Here is a 25,423-nt window from a genome sequence, read left to right as displayed (position 1 = left end):
ATGGCTGGTCTGTACAATTAGTATGTTTCAACGTGCCAGCGACCGGCTTTCTTGAGTTGCTTTTGGTAGTCACTCCAAGTTACGCCTTCTTTGGCAGCTGCAGCACTGAGTGCTGCATCGATACCATCTTCCATACCCCGCAAGCCGCAGATGTAGGTATGGGTTTTTTCATTTTTAATCAATTGCCAAAGCTCATCAGCGTGTTCTGCTACGCGGTCTTGGATATACATCCTTCCGCCTTGGGGGTTTTTCTGTTCGCGGCTGATAGCGTAAGTTAAGCGGAAGTTATCAGGATAGGTTTGCTGAATTTCTTCCAGCTCTTCCTTGTAAAGGATGTTGGGAGTTGTGGGAACACCAAAAATCAACCAGGAAAAACCGTTAAATTGGTAGTCCGGGTTAGCTGCTCTTTCCTTATCTTTGAACATCCGCCACAGATAAGCACGCATGGGCGCGATACCTGTTCCTGTCGCCATCATAATAACGTTAGCGTCGGTATCTGAGGGTAAAAGCATTTCTTTACCCACTGGACCGGTGATTTTTACGTCATCTCCTGGCTTGAGGTGACATAGGTATGTAGAGCAAACACCGTAAACTGTTTCGCCAGTTTCTGGGTGCTTGTACTCCAATTGGCGTACACAGAGCGATACTGTTTTGTCATCAACGTCGTCACCATGACGGGTTGAAGCAATTGAGTACAGTCTGAGTTTTTCAGGCTTACCGTTCTTGTCTACACCAGGGGGGATAATACCGATACTTTGACCTTCGATGTATCGCAAGTCGCCAGCGGAAATATCAAATTTCAGGTGCTGAACAAGACCAATACCACCTTCTTGAACTAACGCTTCATTAGAAATGCACTTACCGACAAAAGGAGCGTTGGGACGGTAAATGTTTACGGGAACGTCAGCGTGGGCGTCTTTCTTGGCTTTCGCTTGAGTCATGGTGTTGCCTTCATTGTCCTTACTCTTGGGCTGTTTCTCAGCTACAGGTGTGGCTTTACCATTTGCTTCAATGCCAGCAGTCTCACCAGATGTGGCGTTGTTAGTGGGAGTATGTCCATTGAGTTGCTGCAAAGCGCTCATGGGCTGGATGCTAACAATTTTACCGCCTAGGCGAGTGATACGCCGCATTTCTTGATTCATGCGGTTGTAAGGCACTCTGATGAATACACTGCCACTCTTACGAATTGGGTAGTTTGTTTTATCATCAAAAACAGTTGAGATTATTGGAAGCACGTCGTCTGATGCTGGCTGAAAACGCTGATGCAACCCAGGCGGCTTATCAGGTTGGTTATGAGAGTCCTTCACAGTTCAGTCGTGAATATTCCCGCTTATTTGGTGCCCCACCCATGAAGGATATTGAACGAAAACGAATCGCCCGAACATTGGAGTTCGCTATAAACTGTTCACTAGAGATTTGATATTCTCCGTGTGGTCGGCTTGCGTCTTCAATTATAATTTTCTCAAACTATCATCTCTTACCTAATACCGTTTCTATATAAAGATGCATAGAAAGAACCCTACCGCCTACGGCACCTCCCCTTACTCAGGGGAGGTTAGGAGGGGTAAAAATCGCTTGCGGCTTCATAAAAAATTGGTATAAGAGAAAAAAGCCCAGTCATTAGACCGGGCATTCTTGTAAATTAGTAATCTCCTCCTAACTTAATGGTGGCAATGGGATATCATAACCCAAGCGACCAATTAAGCTGCTGGCTGTTCTAAGTTCACTTTGACAACTTTGTTCTTCTCTTCCTCTTTCTTCGGCAGAGTCAGATTCAAAATACCATCTTTGTATTCTGCCTTGACATTAGTATTTTGAATTTTTACTTGCAATGGAATCACACGCTGAAACTTACCGTAGTGGAACTCAGTCCTTGTCGTGCCTTTGTCTGAGGTTTTAGTTTCAGATTTGCGCTCTCCACTAATGGAAACAGCGTTTTCTGTCACTTGGATATCTAAATCTTTGGCATCCATTCCTGGAAGTTCCAACTTCAGGTACACCGCATCATCTGTTTGGGTCAGTTCCGCCGCCGGAACTTTAATGAATTCTCTTTCAAAGGGGACTCTTGTCTCTTCAAATAAGCGTTGGATTGCGTTAATTTCTTGCCAGGGATTATAACGAATTAATGCCATAGGTTTCTCTTAATTTCTGGAATTATCTGTGGTTTGCTTAGCTTCAATTCTTATAATATTGCTGGAAAAGTTTTTGGAATTTCGGCTTTAACTACCATCCAATTCATGATGACCGTACCGTCATTGAGGGTTCTAGAAAAAGTGTGGTAAACCGAATATTTTTTCTAGATTTTACAAGAGTGACAACAAATAAAAATCCTGTTGTTCGACAAACACAATCAATTGGGTTGAGAAACCACTACATATAATGTAGAGTTCACCACACGGCGATCGCGTTTGGAATGTTGCATTATAGTAATTGAGTCTGACATGGTTAAGAACATATTGGTGAAAGCAACCCCATGATTCAGGTTCATATTTTATACCGAGAATAACTATATTAAGCAGACCGCTTTGGCACAATGTCAAAGCGGTTTATTGTTTGCGATAGCTTCGCTGTTGCCTTCGGCAGATCGCTCTGTTGATTCTGGCAAACTGAACCTACCAAAAACTTTCCTTCTACCAACTCCAATCAGAATTCAGGTTCAGAACATTCACTCAATTCAATTGATTGCGACGCGCAGTGATATTTCAAGCCCTGTTAGGTTAGTGGAAATTTCCCTCGTTTTTGTTGGTCAGACATAGGTGAGTTGGGAAGAACAATTGTACCTACACTCTAGTATAAGTCGGCGTAAAAGGCGATGATGCAAGATCTGAGTATATCTAATTATTTGCTGTCATGAATCATTTGCTTAATTTCCTCCAGATTGCGGTGAGCACTCGCAAAACTTGGATTTAACTCAATTGCTTTCATGTATTAACTTCTACTCTGACAAAGGTTTCTCAAAATAGTAATGACAAGTACAAGCAGTTCAAAGCTGGATATTTATCTCGTATTGACTTTTATCGGTTGGAGCTTTGTACTTAAAAAACCAACGTTGACAGGCTAAGTTTTTACAATGCCTATGAGTATGATAGTAAGCCGCTGCAAAGGAAACAACACCAAGAGCAAAATCCATTAATAATCCTGTTTGTACTGATTCTACAGATATTGATTTGAGAGAATTTTCTTCGTTGGGCTTGTTGGCATTTAATAAAACAGGTACAGTAATCATGGTACTGAATACTAGAAAGTAGTAGTACTCAATGATAGAAAAGAAGATTAAGGTTTTGAGTTGTCCACGGAATCCTCTGACTTCAACTATCTGTTTCTTATCTGGTTTTTCCTCATATAAACGTGGATATAAACGTTGCCATAATTGCCGTAACATTCTTCTGTCTCCTACTAATTCAAGGAAAGTTGACATTTTAACTCAAGACTAATGATTCTAGTTTCATCAAATAGTCAAAACGCTCGCTCAACTCTCTATTTACTTATCAGTAGCAAGGCATAAGATTTATGAGCCATCACATTATTCTTTACATCTCTTTCTTTGTGTCCTTTGCGCCCTATGCGCTGGCACGCACGCTAAGCGCAAAGCGCACGCTCCGCGAACGCTATCGCGGTTCGTTATATAATTCGGCGCATCGTCATACAGAATTGGTATAACGTGTAGATTTGTAAACAGGAATAGATATTTTACATAAAGTTTTGAGTTGAAGCTTGATATATATATAGCCACTTATATTGAGATATTACTTAAGGAATATAAAGTGTCTACTAAAAAACAATTGACGATTAAAGTCGATCTTTGTATATAAACTTTCAGTAAGTTTGGGTTTAAAATTGATAATGCTAAAGGAGATTTTTTAAATGAAAATAAGTTCAATTTTTGTCAGTTTAATAGCTACAATAATTTTTACCAGTATAGGGACTGTTAGTTATGCTCAAAAACCTACAAAGCTTGTAGAAACAAACAAAATGAGTCAAAGCCAAGTGAATTCAAATGCTTCATCTGGTGTTATTGAAGGATTTGAAGTGTTTTGCTCTAATAGTACTAAAGACCCATATAATATATGGGCAAGCCACAGTAGTTTTTTTCTCAAAAATAGCATAATTGAATTTAGTAATGAACATGATAACATATTTAAAACATACCTGGGTAAATGTATAAGCTATTCGGTGATTGATACTATATTTCTAACAGAAAAAACTCAAGTAGTTTATATTGAATCCTTACATGAAAGAAGTATAGTTTTTTGGGATTTTACAGTTTACAAACGAGCAGGTCGTTGGTTAATATCTGCTTTCAATTTCAATGTGGATGCTACTGCTATTATTCCCATTAGCCCAGTAAGAAATGGAAAAACGCACTAATTCATTTAGGTTCGTAGTTGCGATGCAAGCGCGTGCATTGCAACTACGAAGGTTTTATATTTTTTTAGGTTGAACTACTTAACAGCACGATTACCACAAACTTAATTGATTGGGAGGATTGTCCAAAAGATTCCAAGGTAAAGGAGGAACTGCTGCATGGTTTTGTTCCAGTAACTTTTGGAAATGACGCGCCGTGCTTGGTGACTTCTCTTCTACTGGACAATGAACAAAAAAATAAGTTTGTGTTCCTTGTTGTAACCACTGTTGAATCTGAATCACCCACTCTTCCATAAACGGCTGATTCACAGATAGGGTGGGATGGGAAATAAACCGAATCAAGCTAAAAGGTGCTGTCACGCTAAATTGCACGGGTAGCTTGGGTTTGCGCCTTTCCGATTGTAATTGAGGGTCATCATCTCCAGTGTAGATAGGACGCGAATCCAGCAGTACTCTTCCAACACCAAGCTTTTCTAGGAGTGCGGTTAAACGACTAGCTGCTGGTTCTGTAAACCATTCTTGATGTCTAACTTCTAACGCTAAACGATATCCTGTTTGTTGCCAAGCTTCAAGAAAGGTTGTCAGGTCATCCATTAATGCAGGTGAGTAACTTGGGGGTAATTGGGCAAAGATAGGACCAAGGCGTTTACCTAAAGGACTCATTTGCTCCAAAAATTTTAAGGCGTTGGGAATATGGGGTTGTAACCGTCCTTTGTGGGTGACATCCCGTGGCAATTTTAGGCAAAACTCAAAACCAGGAGGAGTTTCCGCAGCCCAACGGGTGACAGTTTCTGCGTTGGGTACGGCGTAGAAGGTGGTATTTCCTTCAACGGTGGTGAAACGTCTGCTATAAAGATGCAAAAAGTCAGCAGGACGCGTGCTTTGGGGGTAGAGTTCACCTACCCAACCTTTATACGCCCAAACAGCACAACCGATAAAAAAGGGGGAATGAGAAAGAAGCACAATCCTTATTCTTGAGGTCTTTTTCCATCCATAGTAACTAGAGTGTCGGTACTGTAGTCAAAATGGGAGCAAAAAACATGTTTTCTTTCTGCTGTAACCTTTGATATTTCGTGAATGTAGAGACGCGTCATCATGTAGAGACGCGCCATAATGTAGGGACGCGTCATCATGTAGAGACGCTTCAAACAGCGCGTCTCTACAAAAAATAGGTTTTGTATGATTTCTGTACCAATGCTCTGAAGAGCCACTTGTATGAGACGGGCGGGGACGCCCGTACCACGATTTTAGGCAATGAGCATTCTGGCTTTCTCTGCTTGCTCTTGAACACTTTCTTTTAGCCATTCGCTGATGGCTTTACCCAGTTTGACGGCAATTGTTGGATCTTGGACTAAAGTTTGTTGTATTTTTTGCTGCAACTCTGGTTTCTTTTGTCGGGATAAGTCGTCAATTCTTTTATCCGATACAAAATTACGTATCCAACTAGGTATATCTGTATCTTTAACCAAAGACTCGCCTGCAAAGTAAGCTAGTATTCCAGCAATTGGTGCAATGATTCCGGTAAAAAACAGGATATGAAATAAGCCAGCTAAGATAACGCCTACGATGATAGCAACAATATGCCCAACAAACACGGAAAGCCCAGTAAAATCCTCAAATGAGATGGATGTGGGAACTTTTCCAGTGTGATCGGCTAAATCAATTTTTTTACTATCAAATGTGCCCAATGGCAAACCATATTTGATGCAAATTGAATCTGTCTTTTCTCTTACCTCGTTTTGAATTTTTAGCAGCCATTGAACTAAACAAGCAGCCATTTTGTCATTGGCATCACTTCCCGTTAACCAAGTTTTGGCTTGCTGTTGTATTTCTGATTCCAGAGATGATAGCTTGATAATGCGGCGATCGCGCCAAGATTGAATACTGGGCTTGATAACCTTGTCTACCAGTCCCTCAGCCAATTCCTCTGCTAATTTTTCCAAGAAGCCAGGTATGTGATTTCCTACAATACCCGTCAATTCACTATCAAGAAAGTGATTAATTTCTTCCAAAAACCCTGCTGTGCGAATGTAAACCCGTCCCCAACGTGCAAGCCCTCTGGCAATACAAAGTTCTGGTTCTCCATCTCGCTTACAAGCTAAATCGGGAAATACCTCCTGGCATATTTCCACAACAAATCCCATTTTGGAAGCACTACCTGTGAGGAGAATAGCGCTGGGTTGAATGCTTATGTGCTCTAACTTTTGTTTGACTGCTAGCAATTGGTCTCGGAAAGCATCGCGCCAACTTTTGTTGTCAAGCTCTGGCAGAGGTTTGTTGAGTATGGTATTCATAATTTTGCCATTAACTATCGGCAAAAACTTGAATTTTCTTTGAATATCCTCAACACCTACATTGACTAGATTTTCTCTATAAGACTCTTCGTAGGTAAAATATTCTTCTTTTGCTTTTCGACACCGGAGTTCGCAGCGATTTCTGTATAGTGGATTTTGCTCGAGGATTTGTTCGAGTTGCGAAATCTCTTCTAGTTGCAAAATTTCCTCATCTCTGAGAATTTCTCCCAGCCGTAAAATTTTTTCATTTCCCTCCCTATATTGTCTGTGACACTCTAGAGTTATCTTGAGAATTTCTTTTTCAATCAGGGATGCTCCCAAGTCATGTCCGAAATCTATTGGGGTGTCAGACATTCCTTTCACAAGGGTGTAGTCTGTTGTAGATGAACCCATATCGATAACCAACACTGACTTTTGTAATTCTTTGATAGTGAATATGCCACTTTCTTTAGCATGCATTAAGGCTGCGCGTGACTCTTTCACAATAGTGACATTGGGCAAACTGTCTTCAGACAGAATTTGCTTGTAAGTTTCAATTTCTTCTTGCCACCATCCCGATGGGCAACCTATGAAAAAGTTGTTGCGATCGCCCACCTGAATTTGTTTTGTATCAATCAGATGCTGGTAGATAGCACTAACAAATTCTTGTATGCTCTTTCTATTTTTTTCAACATGGAATTTTCTACCTTTAAAAGCAATTTCAAAGATAGTTGCATCTGACATTTGACACGCCATTTCACCAATAATAATTCCACCCTTGGGATGATAAGCAATAGCAGTCATTTGGCTTTTCCGATTATTAATGAGCAGACTTTGAGGAGTTGACTCGGAATTATCTGCTCGCAACCAAGTTAGTGCTGTTTCTCCATGTCCTAAGTCAAAGCCAATGATTTTGATTTCTTGATAATTTTCCATTCTTAAATCTTTCTAATCTATAAAACTTATAGTGTGGGTTAGTAGTTAGTAGTTAGTGGTTAGTAGTTGGGAGTTGATAGTTATTTGCCACTATCCACTATCCACTAACTACTAACAATCCTTACGTTCCAGGCTCAATGACACACCCTGGTAAAAGAACTTGCTCATCTTTCACGAGGGCGTGTTTTAAAGTGATGTAATCTTTTACTTGTGGGTCGAGACTTGGCTCAAAGTAAAACATTGACAGAACGTCTTGCCCCGTCATATCTTCCTGAGTGGGCTGGTACACTCGGGTCTCAATTCCGTAGTGTCTCAAAATTGTTGCCGCTTGTTCAATACGTCTGCGGACAGCAGTTGGAAGCTGAGTTTGTCCATCCAAAGTATCTGCCATTAAGTCTTGTAGATACTCTAGCAAGTCTAAATTATTTTCCAAGCCCGCTCCAATTGCTTTCTCTTCTCTGCTTCCATAAGCAGCAACAGTCATATCTATTGATTGAAAAGCTTGAGAGAGATGGTCAAGCAATTTATCAATATTTATACCTATTTTCAATTCTTTTTGCTCCGCTTCTGTGTAGGAGTTAACATCTCTGTTTTCAGAGAACTTTGTTTGCTGAACTATTTTTCCGATCGCAGCTCCTGTTATTGCTCCTATTATTCCCCATGAATAACCTCCTGCCAAAGTTCCTGTTAAACCTCCAGCGAGTAGACTGCTAATTACTTCCCGATTTTTCTGGGCTTGTTGTAACAGGGCTTTTTTGTAATAATCCAGCGATGTTAAGGTTTTTAGGGTTTTCTGCAAATGAGAAACTTGGGAGAATGGGAGTGAGGTATCCGTAGTTAACTCTGCTAGACCTACTTCGCAATGCGATCGCAAGTTAGTACTATTAGTTGTTCCAGAAATATTTGGAGTAGAGTTTTGTATTGTCACCAATATCAAAATGTTGGTGTACTGATTGAGCATCTTTAACATCACTGTTGCAAGACGTGCTTGTAGTGGTGTCAGCCCGTAAATATAATCATTATTGAAGTCTGCTAGCTTGTTAAGCTCATTTTGGATTATCGGTGCAACTTGTTCGGGTTTCTCTACACCTTCTAGTTGCTGTTTTAAGTTGTTCTTTATTTCCTGATAATAAGATACAAGTGTTTTCATGATAATAGATTTTGAGGCATCCAATTTTTCGGTATGCTTACTAGTTCGTCAATTCGTGACTTGAGTTTGTCGGGTTCAGATATTTCTTAAAATCGCGTTTTTCAATACCCAAGGATGAATAAAACTTTTAGTGTTGTGTAACACTTAACAGTCGCTGCTACTACCAGACATCCTTCTCAAATAAAACTACTAATACCATTGGGTAAAGCGTCATGCAAATTACTTCTCACTTTTACTATGTTAACATGGTTTTCCAAGGTCTGTGAGGTCTGTCGAAGGGGGATGTTGGGTTTCGTTCCTCAACCCAACCTACAATCTGTCTTTCATCAGGTAAATCTTGGCATTGTATATCTATCTTTTTGTAGAGCGAACTGGGGGATGTTGGGTTTCGTTCCTCAACCCAACCTACAATCTGTCTTTCATCGGGTAAATCTTGGCATTGTATATCTATCTCTTTGTAGAGCGAACTGGGGGATGTTGGGTTTCGTTCCTCAACCCAACCTACAATCTGTGGGTTTGCCAAAGTCTGTTCAATCATCATAAGAATTATTCCTGGGATGTACATATTTAATTCCTTTTTTACGTATTAATGAAATTTTATGTACAATATTTTACAAGCAGTGTAAATTGTTTAGGTATAAATTTTTCAATTACGGCGGTTTAAGTATTCTGGGGTGTTAGGGACTTCCAAATAAAAAGATATCCAACTTTCTCTTGTGGTGTGGGCATCTTGAGAGCCACTTATGTAGAACGGGCGAGGACGCCCGGACTACAAAATGAATTTCTTGGACATTCCTTATTTTACTGAGAGAAGTTAATCATCTTATATATTTTTAGTAAAGTTGAGAAGTGATATCCAGAATATACAGAGTTTTTACGTATTTCTATTTAGTTCCACTGAAGTCTATAAAAAAGGTATTTATACCAGTAATAGTAATAGCTCGGTGGGTGGCATGAGCCCTTTAAGTGTAAAACGTAGTCCTCTTGATTAAGAATAGATGAAAATTACAGGTATCCTTTTCGTTGACCCATCTGTAAGCAACTACGAAATTTTGCTGAAAAATGTTGTAGCAGGTATTGAGCCTATTGTTCTCAATCCCGATCGCGATGGAATAGCGCAAATTACCGATACATTGTCTCACTACAGTGGATTGGAAGGTATCCACATTGTTTCCCACGGCTCTCCAGGAACTCTTTACTTAGGTAATAGCGAACTTAGCCTCAGCACCCTGGAACACTACACTCAAAATCTACAAAGTTGGTTCTCTACAACTCCCATTACCTCTCATCCTCACTCTTCAACACTACTTTCTATAACTGCCTCTGGAAATCCTGCAACACAGCATTTTGTCCCCACTCTCTTCCTCTACGGTTGCAATGTTGCTGCAGGTGATGCTGGAACAGAATTTATCTCTAAGCTACACCAACTGACGGGAGCAAATATTGCTGCTTCTGCCAACTTCACTGGGAATGCTGCTCTAGAGGGTGATTGGAACTTAGAAGTTAAGATTGGCAACCTTACAAATCAACCACTGGCATTTTCTGCTGCGGGAATGGCAATGTACCCTTCTGTACTTGCTATTTCAGCTAAAGGAAGTGTGGATACCTCTGGTTATGCCATCGGTATAGCTGTGAGAGGAAACTATGCTTACGTTGCTGACGGTGCGGGCGGCTTACAAATCATTGACATCAGTGATTTAAGCAACCCTGTGACCAAGGGTAAAACTGCAACGGCTGGTGCTTGGGATGTTGCTGTAGATGAGCAATACGCTTATGTTGCTAACTTTGATACGGGTTTCTTGGAAATCTATGATGTCAGTAATCCTGACAATCCCAGCCCTGTCGGTAGCTACAATACTGGTTCTAACAGAGCTTACGATGTATTCGTGGAGGGGAATTACGCTTATGTCACTGGTTATAAACCAGATTTGTCTGCTAGTGAGTATGATAAGGAACTGCAAATTCTTGACATTAGCGATCGCACTAACCCCACTCTTGTAGGTAGTTACAATTTAGATGGTTATGGTCTTGGCGTAACTGTGGTAAATGGATATGCTTATGTTGCTGCCAAAGAAGCGGGTCTGCAAATTCTTGACATTAGCGATAGCTTCGCTCCTGCCCGGAGGGCAGATCGCGCCAACCCCATTCTAAAGGGCAGTTACACAGTTCGTGACGTCACTAACGATGCTCAAGATGTAGCTGTGCGGGGGAATTATGCCTACGTTACTGACGGTAACAACGGTCTGCGAATCGTTGATATTAGCGATCCTACCAATCCGATTCTTAAAGCTACCTTTGATACTTCCAGCTATGCCAGCAATGTCGCTTTAGCAGGGAAATATGCTTATGTAACTGATTTTAAAGCGGGTCTGCAAATTCTTGATATTAGCAATCCTGCCGAACCTGTCCCTCTAGAACTTTACGATACAGAGGGTGAAGTCGATGGTGTAGCTGTTGTGGGGAAATATGTCTACATTGCGGACGGTAATTATGGTTTCAAAATTCTGGAGCAGAGCAATACACTTCCCATAGCTGATAACAAGACTATTACTACAGACGAAGACACCATCTACACTTTTGCAGCCACTGATTTCAACTTTGCTGATATTGACAGTGGTGACAGCTTGCTGGAATTACAAATTACTCAACTACCACTGACAGGTAAGCTTTTTCAAGATGCGAATGGCAATAACACTCAAGACAGTGGTGAAGGCACTAGCCTTGACGAAAAAATTGCAGTGGCTGACATTAGCAAGTTGAAGTTTCAGCCTGCTTCCGATGCCAACGGTACAAACTACAGTAGTTTCCAGTTCAAAGTCAGTGATGGGCTTGAATTTAGTGCTTCAGCTTACACGATGACCTTCGATGTTAACGCTGTCAACGATGCCCCTACGTTGACTGATACCAATGTCACCCTCGCTACCGTAAACAAAGATGCAGGTACACCTACTGGGGCTGTTGGTACCTTAGTCTCTTCTTTAGTCAGTCTAGGTAGTAATGTGACTGACCCTGACAAGGACGCAGTAACTGGTATTGCCATCATAAATATTGATACTAGCAAAGGCAGTTTCTCTTACAGCATTGATGACGGTAACACCTGGCAATCTTTACCGTCTGTATCTGATGCCAATGCCCTTTTGCTGGCGGCTGATGACAAAACTCGCATTTACTTTCAGCCTACTGCTGATTTCAGTGGCGAGATCGAACAAGCCATTACCTTCCGCGCTTGGGATCAAACCACTGACAGTAACGGTTTGACTGCTGACACTACAACTAACGGTGGCGCAACTGCCTTCAGTAGTACTACGGTAAATGCGGCAATTACTGTCAGCGAGAATGTCAACACAGCACCTACTCTCAGCGATACAGATGTCACCTTAAGTGTCATTAATGAAGATGCAGGTATACCCACTGGGGCTGTTGGTACTTTAGTTTCTTCTTTAGTCAGCTTAAGTAGTAACATTACTGACCCAGATAACAATGCACTTACGGGTATTGCTGTCACAAATGTCGATTCAACCAACAGCAGTTTCTTCTACAGCATTGACGACGGTAGCACTTGGCAATCTCTAGAGGAGTCTGTATCCGATGCCAATGCCCTTTTGCTGGCGGCTGATGACAAAACTCGTATTTACTTCCAGCCAGTTGCCAACTTCAATGGCACCATCAACAACGCCATTACCTTCCGTGCTTGGGATCGAACTACTGGCAATAACGGTTTCACTGCTGATACGACTACTAACGGTGGCGCAACTGCCTTTAGCACTGCCACTGACACTGCCACAATTACCATTAATGCCGTCAATGATGCTCCTAGCCTTATTGACACCAACTTTATCACTTTTGTCGAGAAAAATGCGGGCGCACCCTCTGGCGCAGTAGGTGCTCTAATTTCCTCGCTGCTCGACGAGGCTAATAATATTACTGAGCCAGATAAGGATGCACTAAAAGGTGTAGCCATTACAAGCGTCGATACTAGCAAAGGAAGTTTCTTTTACAGCATTGATGACGGTAATACCTGGCAATCTTTACCGTCTGTATCCGATGCCAATGCTCTTTTGCTGGCGGCTGATGGCAAAACTCGCATTTACTTCCAGCCCACTGCTGGCTTTAGTGGCAATATCAACGATATCATTACCTTCCGCGCTTGGGATCGAACTACTGGGAATAATGGTTTCACTGCTGATACGATTATTAACGGTGGTACAACTGCCTTTAGCGTTGAGACTGACACTGCTTTACTTACCGTTGAAGATGCCAATACTCCTGTTGCTCTCAAATTCGCATCTAACAATTTAGGTGTTTTTCAACTGGAAGGTTTTTCTGATGGCGGCGGTAACCCAAAACTCGAAGTCTCTCTCACTAAATTTAGTTCCACTCAGGTGCATGAACTCGGAGTGGTTGTCTTTGACGATGACCGGGGAACCATTAACGGCATTGCTCCTGGTGCGGATGGTTATGCGCTAGCTGCACTTCAAAGAGCCCAAGTTATTTTCTCAGCGATCGCTAATGTTCCCAATGGGTTTAATGCTGATTTAAGACGTGTGCTTGAATTTAACTCAGGAGAACGTCTGGGATTTGTTTTGGTCAAAAATAGTACTATTGATGCTGTCATAGCTGGCAAGACTCCCATCCAAAACGTACTCTTTTCCGATGTCTCAACAAACCAGATAACAGATTTAGGTAACGGTGAATTCTCCCTAGCTTGGGAGGATGGACAAGGTACAAGCGTGACTGACTTCCAAGATTTGATTGTGAAACTTCGAGGAACAAATGAATCCTTACCTCTGGGTACAGGTGTTCAAGGTGGTTTACAGGGAGAAGCAATCGATCTACGCCAACAAACAACTCAGATAAAAGCTGAGTTTGTTTTGAACAGAGAAGCAGAATTCGACAATATCATCGGCTTCTACCGAGTTGCTGATGTCAACGGTGGGATTGATGTCAATGGTGATGGCACTGTGGACTTGCTCCCAGGTAATAGTGGCTACGCTGAAGCTGCGGTACGGGGACGTATTCCAGGCATTGACTTGACAGTAGCTAACCAAAGTACTGCTACCTTTACAGGAACCTTTGAACCGGGATCGCTTCTAGCACCCTTTATTATTGCCAATGGTCAAGTTGAAGCATTTTTAGATGGTGATGTAAATAATAACCCTGCGGTTTACTTCCCATTTTTAAATGCTAACTCAGGTCAAGTTGACCATATTCGCTTGTTAGGGAATAATACCTTTGGCTTTGAGGATTTACCAAATGGTGGTGATGGGGACTACAACGATGTAACCCTCAAGGTGAATTTGACTATTGCTTAATTATCGTTATTGATCATTGGTCATTGGTCATTGGTCCAAGAAAGCCGCAAACTGATTGTAGAACGTATTAATAAGTTTGTTGATGAGTTCCCTACTAACAAATTTGTCATTACTAGCCGCATTGCTGGCTACCGCGATGTCAAACTCAGCAGTCGGTTTGCAGAGTTTACTATTGAAGATATGGACAGCGAACAGGTAGAGCGATTCTTGTATCGTTGGTGTCGAACAGTTGAAAAAGCACAGCAGCCAGATGCTAGCGAGGAGCAATGGCTAAAAAAAGGTACGGAGCAAGCCCAGGACATTTTACTGGCTGTAAAAGATAATCCAGGTGTACAGCGATTGACAGCAAATCCCCTGCTGTTAACTATTTTGGCATTGATTCACCGCAATGGCGATCGCTTACCTAACCGACGGGTGAAACTGTACGAGTTGGCGGTACAAACTTTGACAGAAGATTGGCAACTCGGTAAAAAATTACCCGATGCACCAAGGGTAGTGTTAAAAGAAACTGAGGTGGTGGAACTTTTAGCACCTTTGGCATATTGGATGCACGAGGAGAAGCCCTCTGGTTTGGTAACACAAACGGAAGTGGAGGAAAAATTAGCAGAAAAACTGGCGGAATTAAACGATACCGAACCCGAATCAGACTCCGTGCGTCAAGCAGTAGGGGAGTTTTTGCGGAAGGTGCGGGAAACAACAGGTTTATTTGTGGAACGAATGCCAGGGGTTTATGGCTTTATGCACCTGACGTTTGAAGAGTATTTTGCAGCTCGTTATATTGCTGATAAAGAACAAAGCGAGATTCTGGAACTCATTCAAAAACATCTTTACGAGCCACGTTGGAATGAACCACTTCTACTGGCTTTGGGGTATTACGGGAGCCACTTTTCGTCACAATTTAAAAAGCTAGCAGAGAAATTATTTATTAAATTAGAAGATTATCAACCCTCGCTGCAACATGGCGAAATTAAAATCAAAAGTTCTGCATCAGATAATGCAACTATTATTTATACACAAGAGGATGAAGCAACAAATAATTTAAGGGAAGGAAAATTTAAGCTGAGAGATTTGCTGTTTGCAGGACAGGTCATTGCTGAAATTGAAATTAATAGTATTGTTATTCGCAAAAAACCAATTCACAAGTTAGTTATTACCTATCTTGGAATAGATGCCGATTTTGAGGATGATACAACTAAGCAAATCCTGAAGTTGCTACGCAAAATTGAACTATTTTATCAGAAAGGTGAAGTTATAGATTTATTGAAACAAGCAGCTAATGACTCAACGCTGTCTGAAGAAATTCGGATTAAGGCAAAAACAGCTATTTTGTATGTTGCTTGTGGGGGATTAACAGGATTGATTGATTGTGTGACAGAAATTGTTAATCAATTAGAGCCTTTACTGTTTTGCAGTATTAGATATTTGGTTCAAGAAATGGGTGACGAAATGACACCTGCTTTTGAATACACTCGTCAGCATTGTAGGAATGACGAAGATTGCCAAACAGCATTAATTTTTCTCACTGCAATGTCTTATATGCGTACAGATAATTATGATAAAGCTATTAAAATTTTTGAAGAGCTAAATGTAAGTTCAGATATTATCCAATCATTTGTTTTTTGGGCATTAGCGATATGTTATGCCGAAAGGGAAGAGTATGAGAAGTCTAATGATAACTTCAAAAAGTCAAGAATAGTTAAATTTTATCAAGAAAACAATTTGTTAATGTTCTGGAAAGATTGGGGTTGGTGCCATAATTTAAGTGAAACATACGAACAATCATTAGAGTTATATCTAAAAGTATATAATATCTCAAAAACAATCAAGAAATGTAGGTCTGAAGTTACTATACTTTCCACTATTGGTAAACTCTATAAAGAATGGGGAAAATACAACCAAGCAATCAATTACCATCAAGAAAGTCGCGAACTTTACCAACAATTAGGGAAAGATGAAAATGTAGCCAATCAGTGGTACTGGCTGGGTGATTGTTATAGAGAATGGGGGAAATACGAGCAAGCTCTTGAGTGTGAAAATCAAGAATTAGCACTCCGTCAGCAGTTGGATGACCAAGTGAATATTGCACTAGCTTACTGGCGATTAGGAAGGATTTATCAAAGTTGGGGTAAATACGAGCAAGCAATCAATTATTATCAACAAAGTCGCGAACTTTATCAACAACTAGGGAAAGATAAGGATGTAGCCAATCAGTGGTACTGGCTGGGTGATTGCTATCGAGAATGGGGGAAATACCAGCAAGCTATTGAGTGTGCCAATCAAGAATTAGCCCTCCGTCAGCAGTTGGATGACCAAGTGAATATTGCATTAGCTTACAGGCGATTAGGAAGAATTTATCAAAATTGGGATCAATACAAGCAAGCCATCAATTACTATCAACAAAGCCGCGAACTTTATCAAGAACTAGGGAGAGATAAGAATGTAGCTGACTTGTGGTACTGGCTGGGTGATTGCTATAGAGAATGGGGAAAATACCAGCAAGCTCTTGAGTGTGAAAATCAAGAATTAGCCATCCGTCAGCAGTTGGATGACCAAGTGAATATTGCACTAGCTTACTGGCGATTAGGGAGGATTTATAAAGATTGGGATCAATACGAACAAGCCATCGATTACTATCAACAAAGTTGCGAACTTTATCAACAACTAGGGAAAGATAATGATTTAGCTAGAGCTTATCGACAACTTGTATCCTGTCAATGCTTATCAGAAAAAACTACCACAAATTCAACAGAAATTTCTAATTTACTTGCTCAAGCTGAAGAAAATATTCGCCAAGCTAGAGAAATAAATACTACAGGCGAATATCAGGAAAACCTTGCCTACGATTACATTGCTCTTGGTTTACTCTACTCACAACGTCTACGCCTCTTATCTAACGAAAACACATCAATCACAGAAAATATTGCTCTGTTTGAAGAATATTATCACAGGGGATTAAACTATCTTGATAAACTAGGGCAAATAGTAAATAAAGCGGATAAATCTCTTGAGGTGGCTCGTGCTTACCTGGAAATAGAAGCTTTGGAAAACTTAAATCGTAGCGAAGAAGTTGCTCGGAAATGTCTGCAAATTTTTCAAGGGTATAACCGCAGAAAACTAGAAGCCTCAGCACGTAAGTTGTTGGGTGAAATTTACCTCAAACGTACACAAAGAAATCAACCAAGTGCAGAAACAATTGCTATTCAGTTTTTAGCCGAAAGTTTGCAAATTTATCAAGATTTAGATTTAGAAGAGAAGGCTGTGGAGGTAGAAGAGTTAATAAATAATAACAAAATAATCAATGATAAAACACAGTTATGAATTTTACTTTCGGTATAAGTGCGATCGCTAATCTCTTAGTACTTTGTTGTGAGGAGAAAAGTCGTAAGAGTCGGATACTGGCAGCTGAGCAAGGGCTCTACTCAATGACAACTACTAGAGCGAATATTTTTGCAACCCTGATACAACAATTTTTCTAGGGCTAGCGGTAGTACCCTCGTATCCCAGTGACTTCACCTACCGGGTACTGTACCATTTTGAGGCTCAAGAGGAAAGTCAAGTGGGTGTGGGATTGCTTTAGTAGCGCTCTATTGAGGACTGCTGCCGCCATTACGATCGCGCAAATATTCCCAGATTTGCCGAATTTCGTTTCGGAATTCTTGGCGGTCAATTGCTGCCTGTTGCCTGTCTTGGGCTGCTTCGGCTGCCAGTCGCTCGGTAGTGATTGTTAGTCGCTCGGTAGTGATTGTTAGTCGCTCGGTAGTAATTGTTAGTCGCTCGATCGCCTGATTTGTGCTAGTACTCAGTTGTGCGATCGCAGACTCAATCCTGTTTAGCGCGTCGTTATGGGCAAGCACTAAGTCAGCCGTGTCAGTAAGAATTGCTTCTATCCGGTCTAACCTGCGGCTGGTTGATTCTGGTGTGTTGGTCATTTTATCTGGTTGGAACTTCTATTAATAGAATAGGTGAAAAAAATGAACCATACCGTATTGTAGGACATCTATCAAGCAACATAGTAGGTGGCGAATTGTTGGTCTGCGATCGCGACTTTGAGGAGCTTCCAAATAAAAAAATCTTCTAAAATTTCTTGTGGTATGGGGTTCTGGAGAGCTAATAACGACAGAACGGGCGTCCCCGCCCGTTCCACAAGAGGAGTAAATTCCTAAAAGAGGGATAATTTACTCCCTTCCCGGTGAAAAACTACCGATACTGAACCTTAGCGCTCTTGGCGTCTTGGCGGTTTTTAATAGGTAATATAGCTGGCAGGAAGGGAGTATTTCTTGGAAATTCCTGAGTCTAAACTCAAGTCATCTCATATATTTCTTATATTTTTCTGCTATTGTCCGCTTTAATGGAAAGTAGGCTAATCGACGTGTCCTAAAGGTGAAAAATTGCGATTGGGACGACTCGAACAGCTTCTACTGTTAGGCCATATTACCAAATCTGAACTATGGTAGCTAGAAAGTCTCCAACAATTGGACTGATTGAACCTCCAGCAACAGGGCTCTACGATGCAGAAGGCAAAAATTGGACTTCTTTATACAGACATCGTTCCTTAATCAGCAAACAAGTTTTGATCCCTGACTTGCAAGCAGGGGGATTTGATGCCCGATTGGTCAACCTCAGAGACGACAATTACAGTGAAGAATTTGGGGAGGTTTTCTGGAAAGGGATGACCCTGCGGAAAACTTACGTTGGGGGCAGAATCTCTGCCCTCGACCCAGAGGCATACGATGCTTGGGGAATTACAGTTAATTTCTCCCAAGACCGTCAAGTCAGTTGTATGCTGATTGAGCATCTAGCTAAGGGAGGTCGTCCCATTGTCGTTGGCGGATCGGATGCTCTGGCTGAACCGCACCACTATTTGAAGGCTGGCGCAACAGCAGTAGTTCAGGATAAATCGGGTGCAGCAAATTGGGCGATTTTTGACTACGTACTTGGAAGAACTCCACGAGAAGAACTTACAGGTGTCATTCTCGCAGATGGCAAACAATATCCCAGGAAGACTAAAGCCAAAAGTCCAGAAGAATGGGCGCTACCCTCGGTGGAAGTAGCGCGGGAATGTTTGGGGACTCTCCCCAATGTCCAGGGATGTGTACCAGTCGGTTCTCTGGTGGCTGATATTGGTTGCGATCGCACCTGTGATTTTTGCATGACACCCACCTACGGCACTGGCTATCGGAGAATGTCGCCACAAACAGCCCTCAAATGGTTGGCGATACAGAAAGAAGCGGGGGCTGTTTCAATCAATATCGGTTCCGATCAATTCCTTGCTCGTGGACTCTTTCCTGGAGGGCGAGAAGAAATCCTCGAAATTACCAATGGTGCGCGGGAGATAGGTATATCTTTGATGTGGCCAAATGGTTTGGAACTGAGGAAAACAACTTTGGGAAGTGGGCGTAACTACGAAAGCACCGACCTCAGACCTGACGAAGAACTGATTCAAGCATTGTTTGGCTGGGATGGTAAAGTTGGTTGTCCTTTGGCTTATATCCCTGCCGAACGTCCCGTTTTTGGCCGAGAAGCCTACAAGAAGCTCCTACCGTGGCAAGAGCATTGCACCTTGATGAAATCTGTAGTTAGAACTGGTGTACCTGTGATTACTTATGGTATCATCATCGGGCTAGCGAATGATAATGATGATGAGTTGTCCCATCTAGAGGAAGCCATCTCAGAACTCGTGGATGAACTCGTAGAGATTAACCCCAATCTGGAATTTCAAACCTCTTGCTACAGTATTATTCCCTTGCCCGGAACTCCCCAAGCCCAAAATTTACGCAAGTCAGGACTGCTACAGTTTGAAGACACCTGTCTTTGGGGGGTATGGACAACTACTTCCAATACTAATTACCTTACCTACGAGCAGGTTTCCGATTGGCAAATTCGTCTCTCTAATATTCGCAGAGCCCCATCTGAATTTACCAACTATAACGGGGAATATTCAGGGATGGTTAGTACAGCTTCCTCCAACGACTCAAAGATTGTGTTGGAAAATTCAGGAGTACCATCTCAAGAACCGGTGTTGGAAGCGGCTCGATAAAAGTTGTAGATAACTTACAAGTAAGTCGGTGTGAATAAACAGAAATACGTTACAAAATGTAAATGCATCTGAAACCCTTACGAATGACAAATGACTAAGGACGACCCTTACCAGTGACGTTTTTTCTGACCGACTTACTTATTAATTTCCACCAAATATCTAAAGTAAGGTAAGCTAGGGAAGTGTTACACCATTGAAAGTGCTGCATTAAAGCAAAGAAAAAATAGTGGTTAATAAATCCCACGTTCCCAGCTTACCCCTACCACCATCACTGGTTGGTGCAGAAGTTGGCACTTTTACAGAGTATACAGTCACTCAGCGGATGCCTGCGATCGCCCGTCGAGTTATAGTTGAAAACAATTTCCCGCCTGAGATTAACGCTAACTTAGAGAAGCTGGCTGGGGACTTACCCGGTGCATGCGTACCGCCTCTATTAGATGACACTGGTGCAGATTTTGCCGATTGGGATGCTTATCTCGCACCATATAGAGGACAGCGTTGGATTGATGTTCCTTGGTTTTTTGCAGAAACCTATTTTTATCGGTTTATTCTGCAAATTACGAATTACTTTCCCAGGGGCGAATGGCAAGGTGTAGACCCCTTCGATTTGCAAAAACGTCAGGGTTTGGAAACAACTCTTGACTCAATAACCGCTTTATGCATTCAGGTGAATAAGTGGGTAGAGATATCGCAGCAAAATCATGAATCTCACCAAACAACTTTGATTGCTTTGTTATATTTCGCTTTGTGGGGCAATCGTGTAGACTTGAGTTTGTGGTCGGCATTTGAAGGCGATCGCAGCCGTTTTGATATTCAAAGCCAACAAGCTCACATATTAGTAGATGACGCACTTAAAGTCACGGAATTATTAGCAAATAATAAATCCGGGCGTATTGACTTTGTCGTAGATAACGCAGGCTTTGAACTGGTTTGCGATTTATGTCTTGTGGATTTTCTATTAAGCAGTGGTGCGATCGATGGGATTAAGCTGCATTTGAAGTCCCACCCAACCTTTGTATCCGATGCAATGATAAAAGACGTCCATTACACCCTAGATTTTCTAGCAAATTCTAGCGTTCAAGAAGCAGGTTCTGTTGCTCAACGGTTGCAAGAAAACATTGCATCAGGACGGTTGGTTCTCAGTGATGATTATTTTTGGACATCACCTTTAGCCTTTTGGGAAATACCTAATTCTCTAAAAGATGATTTATCAAATGCTAGTTTGATAATTGTTAAAGGAGACGCAAATTATCGAAGATTGTTGGGAGATAGACACTGGGATTATACCACAAATATTGCAGATATAGTATGCTACTTACCCAGCCCAATGTTAGCCCTACGCACTTTAAAATCGGAGGTAGCAGCAGGTATCCAACCAGAGGTGGTTGAGAAAGTCGCAAAATCTGATTCTGCTTGGTTAACAAATGGGCAATGGGGTGTCATTCAGTTGGTTTGAAGTGGGGAGGCATTACTTAAACCACCGGGCAATATCCTCTTGAGATGCCGGGGAACCATTTTTAATCGGTTGGAGGTCGGCGAATACGGTGTCCTCAGAAGCTGAGAGCATGAGGGGTCGCCAAGGCATGACGTCTGATTTTGGATGGCAAAAGTACTTAAAAGTCTGTACGTCTATAAAACGACAGTGGGTTGGGTCAGCAACTGCATTGATGTGTTGCCAGTGGGGCGCAAGCACGTGAAGAACTCCGTGAGGTTTGAGAATGCGATGAATCTCAAGCATCAAACCAAGGAGGTTATGAATGTGTTCGAGAATGTGGATTGCAAAGACATGGTCAAAGGAGTTGTTTGGGAAGGGAAGATGAGTTTCGAGGTCTGTCACCACGTCAACCCCAGGAAAGCCGACACGATCCACCCCGAGGAACCAAGCTCGTTGCTTCTGTCCCCCACAACCTATATCAACAACCTCAAGCTGTTGACCTGGTAATGTCAGAAAATCCCAAACACCATACAAACCAGCTTGTTGGCGCAGAAAGTTCCGTACAAACTGTCTCTCTTCTTCAGAATTGACTTCACCGTCAACGTGTGCAACGCCTCCGTCAACTTTAACAACCAGTTGGAGATGTGCTGTACGTTTATCGTGAGTTAAGCGATCGCGAATATCTTCAGCAAGTACCTCATCACGAATTTGCCCTAAGGAACGAGATTGAACTGCTACACTTGTTGGTTTGTTCACGAGTGACCCATACCCTTTTAGTTCACCACTTGTTCAGCCTTCTACTCAAAAATTTCACGAGTTACCCAAGTAAACAACTGTCTGGAGAGGGAATCAATTATGACAGGTTGGGATACGTAAAAATAATTTGACTTATCGTAATAAATTTTAATATTATGGAATATCTCATCTTCCCCTCTAGAAGACAGGTCAGGTACAGTGATTTTAGTGGCATTGATTGTATGAAATGCAGCTCTTGTGTCAAGAAATCATCAGTAACCAGAATCCTGGAAATTCCGGATAGGAAAGTGTAGTAGTTACTAAAGCTAACTTCTTGGGATTTCTATCCTGTAGCTACAGGATGAGTCCATATTTGCGTTGGCTTTGCTACAAATGTAGTTATGTTTACTATTTGACTGTATCGGCAAAAACTTTTACATTTCTTAATATGTCTATAATAAGCAGAACTACACTAACAAGATTGTTGAAAATTTGTTAAGAAGGATTGCAAAGGGCTAAAACTAGGAAGTAAATCTTATGATGAACTCTGTTGACGATCGACCACCCCATCACGTAGTTATTGTAGGCGGTGGCTTTGGCGGGTTGTATGCCGCAAAAGCACTGGCTCGTGCTGATGTAAAAGTTACTTTAATTGATAAAAGAAACTTTCATCTATTCCAACCACTGTTATATCAAGTCGCTACCGGTACTGTCTCCCCGGCGGATATCTCCTCACCACTGCGTTCTGTCTTAAGTAAGAGCAAGAATACAAAAGTACTACTGGGAGAAGTTATCGATATCGATCCCCAAGAGCAAAAAGTCTTCACAACCGAAGAAGCCATCCACTACGATTCCCTAATCCTTGCTACAGGTGCCAAACATTCCTACTTTGGGAAAGACCAGTGGGAAGAATTCGCGCCCGGTTTAAAAACAGTGGAAGATGCTATAGAAATGCGTCGGCGCATCTTCATGGCGTTTGAAGCCGCAGAAAAGGAAACCGACCCCGAAAAACGTCGTGCTTGGTTGACATTCGTGGTTGTGGGTGGCGGTCCAACAGGTGTGGAATTAGCAGGTGCGATCGCAGAACTGGCTTACCACACAATGAAAGAAGATTTCCGCAACATCGACACCTCAGAAGCTCAAGTTTTGCTTCTTGAAGGTATGGATAGGATTCTTCCTCCCTTTGCACCAGAGTTATCAAAAGAAGCAGAAGTTTCCCTGGCACAGCGAGGTGTCGCCGTTAAGACAAAAACACTGGTGACCAATATAGAAGGTGATATTGTTACCCTTAAACAAGGTGATGATGTCAAACAGATTGCAGCTAAAACAGTATTGTGGGCAGCTGGTGTGAAAGCTTCACCTCTAGGTCAACTGCTTGCAGAACGTACAGGTGTTGAGTGCGATCGCGCTGGAAGAGTTATTGTTGAGCCAGACTTGAGTATCAAAGGCTATGACAACATCTTTGTTGTTGGTGACTTAGCGAACTTTGCCCATCAAAACGGCAAGCCCTTACCGGGCGTTGCACCCGTAGCAATGCAGGAAGGACAGTATGTTGCATCCTTAATCAAACAACGGATGAAAGGTAAGACCTTACCACAGTTTTCTTACATCAACTGGGGTAGTTTAGCGGTAATCGGACAAAATTCTGCCGTTGTAGACGTAGGTTTTGCCAAATTTACAGGCTTCTTCGCATGGCTGTTCTGGCTCTTTGTTCATATCTATTTCTTAATTGAGTTTGACAACAAGCTCATGGTGATGATTCAGTGGGGCTGGAATTACTTCACCCGGAAACGTGGAGCAAGGTTGATTACAGGTAAGGAAGTCTTGCAACCAGCAAAAGTTTCTGAAAGTAATGGTTACTACAAGACTGCAAACAACAGACAGGCGGTAAATGCTTAAGGCTTAGTAGGGTGGGCACTGCCCACCGTGTTTTGCAACATAGCACTACCTACAAAACTCGGTAATTTTAGACAAAATTTTTTTGCAAGCCCGGTGAATCACCGGGCTTTTTGCTTTGCTAATATGATGCCATGAAAACAAGGCAATATTTGGAAATCATAGGGTAAAGATATGGCAGGAGTTGAAGGGCGAACAGGAAATCCAAGAGTTAAAAACCCTAAAAAGAAAAACGAAACCAGCTTTGCTGTTAAACCTGGACGGGAACCAAAAGGTCGTATGATGGGCTTTCGCCCTTCAGTTTCTTTGGAACAACAAATTGAAGCGGCACTCATAGCTTCAGGAAAAACTCTCTCTCAATGGCTGCAAGAAGCAGCAATTTCCTATCTAGAAAAATCCTAGTGAAAGTTGATAAATGATTTCATCAAAAATATTATCCCATGTTTTCATGGGATAATCAAGTTTAGGTGAGCAAAGGAGGTGATGCAATGGTTAACTCACCAAGTAACGCTAGTGGTAATGGAAAGGATAGCAATTACCAGCCAGGGGAGGTCTACGAAAACCTCGATCCGGGTTTATGGGCAAAGACCGACGCAGAAACTGGTGAAAGTGAACTCGTTTTCGAGCCGCAACTTCCGGAAGAAATACAACCGGAAAAAACGGACGAAAATGAAGACGGTTCGCGCAATCCCAACCGTAATTAACTAGCGTATAGTCCCCCAGGTAGCCTCTGGGGGCTTGTCTCCTTCTGTTTAAATGTAGATCAAATTATGAAAAGCACAGCAATTATTTATCCAAACTATTATCGAGTTGTCAGGCATGAGGCGGGGAAATGGTACATTAAAGGCGCGAAATTTTACAGCCCAAATCATGTGCCAATTGGTTTGGAAGGTGCAGAGGCTTACGGCATAACTGGCGATGAATTATTAGTTTCTCTCTTTCGAGTCAACGGAGGCAAAGCTGGTTACTATATCGCTAACCTAAGAGACAAAAAGTATTACTACTGCGGTTTGAGCCTTGAGGATGTTCGAGCAACTTTCCAAAGTCTTGGTATAGGACGAAGCGAACTGTAATGATGACTTATTGTTATAAGCAAGAGGAACAATCCACACCCTAGCAGAAAGCCAAGGGAACAGCATGATAACCGCATAATCTATGTTGTAAAAGGAATGTAGGTTGTAGCGATCTGCCGAAGGAAGTAGCGAAGCTATCGCCAGCCTTGGGCTCCCTTGTCATTCCTCCGTAAAGCAGTTGGTGAAGTTTGCAATGGCAAAACCCCAGCCA

21 protein-coding genes and 2 pseudogenes are annotated in these 25,423 nt (G+C 41.9%); 12 read left to right on the top strand and 11 right to left on the bottom strand.

Annotation, left to right across the window (positions count from 1 at the left end; genetic code table 11):
* Window positions 1-17: 17 nt before the first annotated feature.
* Window positions 18-1,205 (bottom strand): annotated as a pseudogene (gene petH, locus ACYRY3_RS19060) (ferredoxin--NADP reductase); the annotation flags it as partial.
* Between petH and ACYRY3_RS19055 the strand changes: the two are divergent.
* Window positions 1,205-1,420: pseudogene (locus ACYRY3_RS19055) on the top strand (helix-turn-helix domain-containing protein); the annotation flags it as partial. The pseudogenes petH and ACYRY3_RS19055 overlap by 1 nt on opposite strands.
* 280 nt (window positions 1,421-1,700) lie before the next feature.
* Here the strand turns inward: ACYRY3_RS19055 and ACYRY3_RS19050 are convergent.
* Entirely contained in the window at window positions 1,701-2,132 is a 432-nt protein-coding gene (locus tag ACYRY3_RS19050; protein WP_460203176.1) for an Hsp20/alpha crystallin family protein, read from the bottom strand.
* A 218-nt stretch (window positions 2,133-2,350) separates the two neighbouring features.
* A complete protein-coding gene (locus ACYRY3_RS19045) occupies window positions 2,351-2,488 on the bottom strand; it encodes a hypothetical protein (protein WP_460203174.1) in 138 nt (45 codons plus the stop codon).
* A gap of 37 nt (window positions 2,489-2,525) precedes the next feature.
* Between ACYRY3_RS19045 and ACYRY3_RS19040 the strand changes: the two genes are divergently transcribed.
* Window positions 2,526-2,756 carry a hypothetical protein gene (locus ACYRY3_RS19040; protein ID WP_460203173.1) on the top strand — a complete coding sequence of 77 codons (231 nt, stop codon included), beginning with the start codon at window positions 2,526-2,528 and terminating at the stop codon, window positions 2,754-2,756.
* 227 nt (window positions 2,757-2,983) lie between these two features.
* Here ACYRY3_RS19040 and ACYRY3_RS19035 read toward each other — a convergent pair whose 3' ends face one another.
* Window positions 2,984-3,382: a hypothetical protein gene (locus ACYRY3_RS19035; RefSeq protein WP_460203172.1), complete on the bottom strand. Its 399-nt coding sequence runs from the start codon at window positions 3,380-3,382 to the stop codon at window positions 2,984-2,986.
* Window positions 3,383-3,864: 482 nt separating this feature from the next.
* On the opposite strand from ACYRY3_RS19035, the gene ACYRY3_RS19030 reads away from it, so the two are divergent.
* On the top strand, window positions 3,865-4,368 hold the full coding sequence (locus tag ACYRY3_RS19030; RefSeq protein WP_460203171.1) for a hypothetical protein: 504 nt from the start codon (window positions 3,865-3,867) through the stop codon (window positions 4,366-4,368).
* A 90-nt stretch (window positions 4,369-4,458) separates the two neighbouring features.
* On the opposite strand, the gene ACYRY3_RS19025 is transcribed toward ACYRY3_RS19030, so the two are convergent.
* The 4 genes from ACYRY3_RS19025 to ACYRY3_RS19010 form a co-directional block, all read right to left on the bottom strand.
* The gene (locus ACYRY3_RS19025) at window positions 4,459-5,328 is read right to left on the bottom strand and encodes a DUF72 domain-containing protein (protein WP_460203170.1); all 870 of its coding nucleotides are present in this window, start codon (window positions 5,326-5,328) and stop codon (window positions 4,459-4,461) included.
* Between the two features lie 284 nt (window positions 5,329-5,612).
* Window positions 5,613-7,574, bottom strand: coding sequence for an Hsp70 family protein (locus tag ACYRY3_RS19020; RefSeq protein WP_460203169.1), 1,962 nt, complete (start codon window positions 7,572-7,574; stop codon window positions 5,613-5,615).
* A 121-nt stretch (window positions 7,575-7,695) separates the two neighbouring features.
* On the bottom strand, window positions 7,696-8,724 hold the full coding sequence (locus ACYRY3_RS19015; protein WP_460203168.1) for a hypothetical protein: 1,029 nt from the start codon (window positions 8,722-8,724) through the stop codon (window positions 7,696-7,698).
* A 235-nt stretch (window positions 8,725-8,959) separates the two neighbouring features.
* Entirely contained in the window at window positions 8,960-9,265 is a 306-nt protein-coding gene (locus ACYRY3_RS19010; RefSeq protein ID WP_460203167.1) for a hypothetical protein, read from the bottom strand.
* Window positions 9,266-9,722: 457 nt separating this feature from the next.
* Here ACYRY3_RS19010 and ACYRY3_RS19005 point away from each other — a divergent pair, with 457 nt between their 5' ends.
* The 3 genes from ACYRY3_RS19005 to ACYRY3_RS18995 are packed head-to-tail and all read left to right on the top strand — an operon-like array spanning window position 9,723 to window position 17,512.
* Window positions 9,723-14,036, top strand: a complete 4,314-nt coding sequence (locus tag ACYRY3_RS19005; protein WP_460203166.1) for a DUF4347 domain-containing protein — start codon at window positions 9,723-9,725, stop codon at window positions 14,034-14,036.
* 30 nt (window positions 14,037-14,066) lie between these two features.
* On the top strand, window positions 14,067-17,354 hold the full coding sequence (locus tag ACYRY3_RS19000; protein ID WP_460203165.1) for a tetratricopeptide repeat protein: 3,288 nt from the start codon (window positions 14,067-14,069) through the stop codon (window positions 17,352-17,354).
* Window positions 17,351-17,512 (top strand): hypothetical protein, encoded by a 162-nt coding sequence (locus ACYRY3_RS18995; RefSeq protein ID WP_460203164.1) that lies wholly within the window; start codon window positions 17,351-17,353, stop codon window positions 17,510-17,512. The genes ACYRY3_RS19000 and ACYRY3_RS18995 overlap by 4 nt, the downstream gene beginning before the upstream one ends.
* Before the next feature lie 108 nt (window positions 17,513-17,620).
* On the opposite strand, the gene ACYRY3_RS18990 is transcribed toward ACYRY3_RS18995, so the two are convergent.
* Entirely contained in the window at window positions 17,621-17,965 is a 345-nt protein-coding gene (locus tag ACYRY3_RS18990) for a hypothetical protein (RefSeq protein ID WP_460203163.1), read from the bottom strand.
* A 71-nt stretch (window positions 17,966-18,036) separates the two neighbouring features.
* Window positions 18,037-18,180, bottom strand: coding sequence for a hypothetical protein (locus ACYRY3_RS18985; RefSeq protein ID WP_460203162.1), 144 nt, complete (start codon window positions 18,178-18,180; stop codon window positions 18,037-18,039).
* A 303-nt stretch (window positions 18,181-18,483) separates the two neighbouring features.
* Here ACYRY3_RS18985 and ACYRY3_RS18980 point away from each other — a divergent pair, with 303 nt between their 5' ends.
* Together ACYRY3_RS18980 and ACYRY3_RS18975 are read left to right on the top strand one after the other, a co-directional pair.
* Window positions 18,484-20,073, top strand: a complete 1,590-nt coding sequence (locus ACYRY3_RS18980; protein WP_460203161.1) for a radical SAM protein — start codon at window positions 18,484-18,486, stop codon at window positions 20,071-20,073.
* A gap of 226 nt (window positions 20,074-20,299) precedes the next feature.
* Window positions 20,300-21,529 carry a damage-control phosphatase ARMT1 family protein gene (locus ACYRY3_RS18975; protein ID WP_460203160.1) on the top strand — a complete coding sequence of 410 codons (1,230 nt, stop codon included), beginning with the start codon at window positions 20,300-20,302 and terminating at the stop codon, window positions 21,527-21,529.
* A 12-nt stretch (window positions 21,530-21,541) separates the two neighbouring features.
* Here ACYRY3_RS18975 and ACYRY3_RS18970 read toward each other — a convergent pair whose 3' ends face one another.
* Window positions 21,542-22,264 (bottom strand): methyltransferase domain-containing protein, encoded by a 723-nt coding sequence (locus ACYRY3_RS18970; protein ID WP_460203159.1) that lies wholly within the window; start codon window positions 22,262-22,264, stop codon window positions 21,542-21,544.
* Between the two features lie 516 nt (window positions 22,265-22,780).
* On the opposite strand from ACYRY3_RS18970, the gene ACYRY3_RS18965 reads away from it, so the two are divergent.
* The 4 genes from ACYRY3_RS18965 (at window position 22,781) to ACYRY3_RS18950 (ending at window position 25,212) form a co-directional block, all read left to right on the top strand.
* Window positions 22,781-24,142: an NAD(P)/FAD-dependent oxidoreductase gene (locus tag ACYRY3_RS18965; RefSeq protein ID WP_460203158.1), complete on the top strand. Its 1,362-nt coding sequence runs from the start codon at window positions 22,781-22,783 to the stop codon at window positions 24,140-24,142.
* Window positions 24,143-24,313: 171 nt separating this feature from the next.
* Window positions 24,314-24,541: a hypothetical protein gene (locus ACYRY3_RS18960; RefSeq protein ID WP_460203157.1), complete on the top strand. Its 228-nt coding sequence runs from the start codon at window positions 24,314-24,316 to the stop codon at window positions 24,539-24,541.
* Between the two features lie 86 nt (window positions 24,542-24,627).
* A complete protein-coding gene (locus ACYRY3_RS18955; protein WP_460203156.1) occupies window positions 24,628-24,843 on the top strand; it encodes a hypothetical protein in 216 nt (71 codons plus the stop codon).
* Window positions 24,844-24,909: 66 nt separating this feature from the next.
* Window positions 24,910-25,212 (top strand): hypothetical protein, encoded by a 303-nt coding sequence (locus ACYRY3_RS18950; protein WP_460203155.1) that lies wholly within the window; start codon window positions 24,910-24,912, stop codon window positions 25,210-25,212.
* Window positions 25,213-25,423 lie beyond the last annotated feature (211 nt).

The sequence above is a fragment of the Scytonema sp. NUACC21 genome (assembly GCF_054684315.1).
This window is presented reverse-complemented; position numbering and strand designations above follow the sequence as displayed.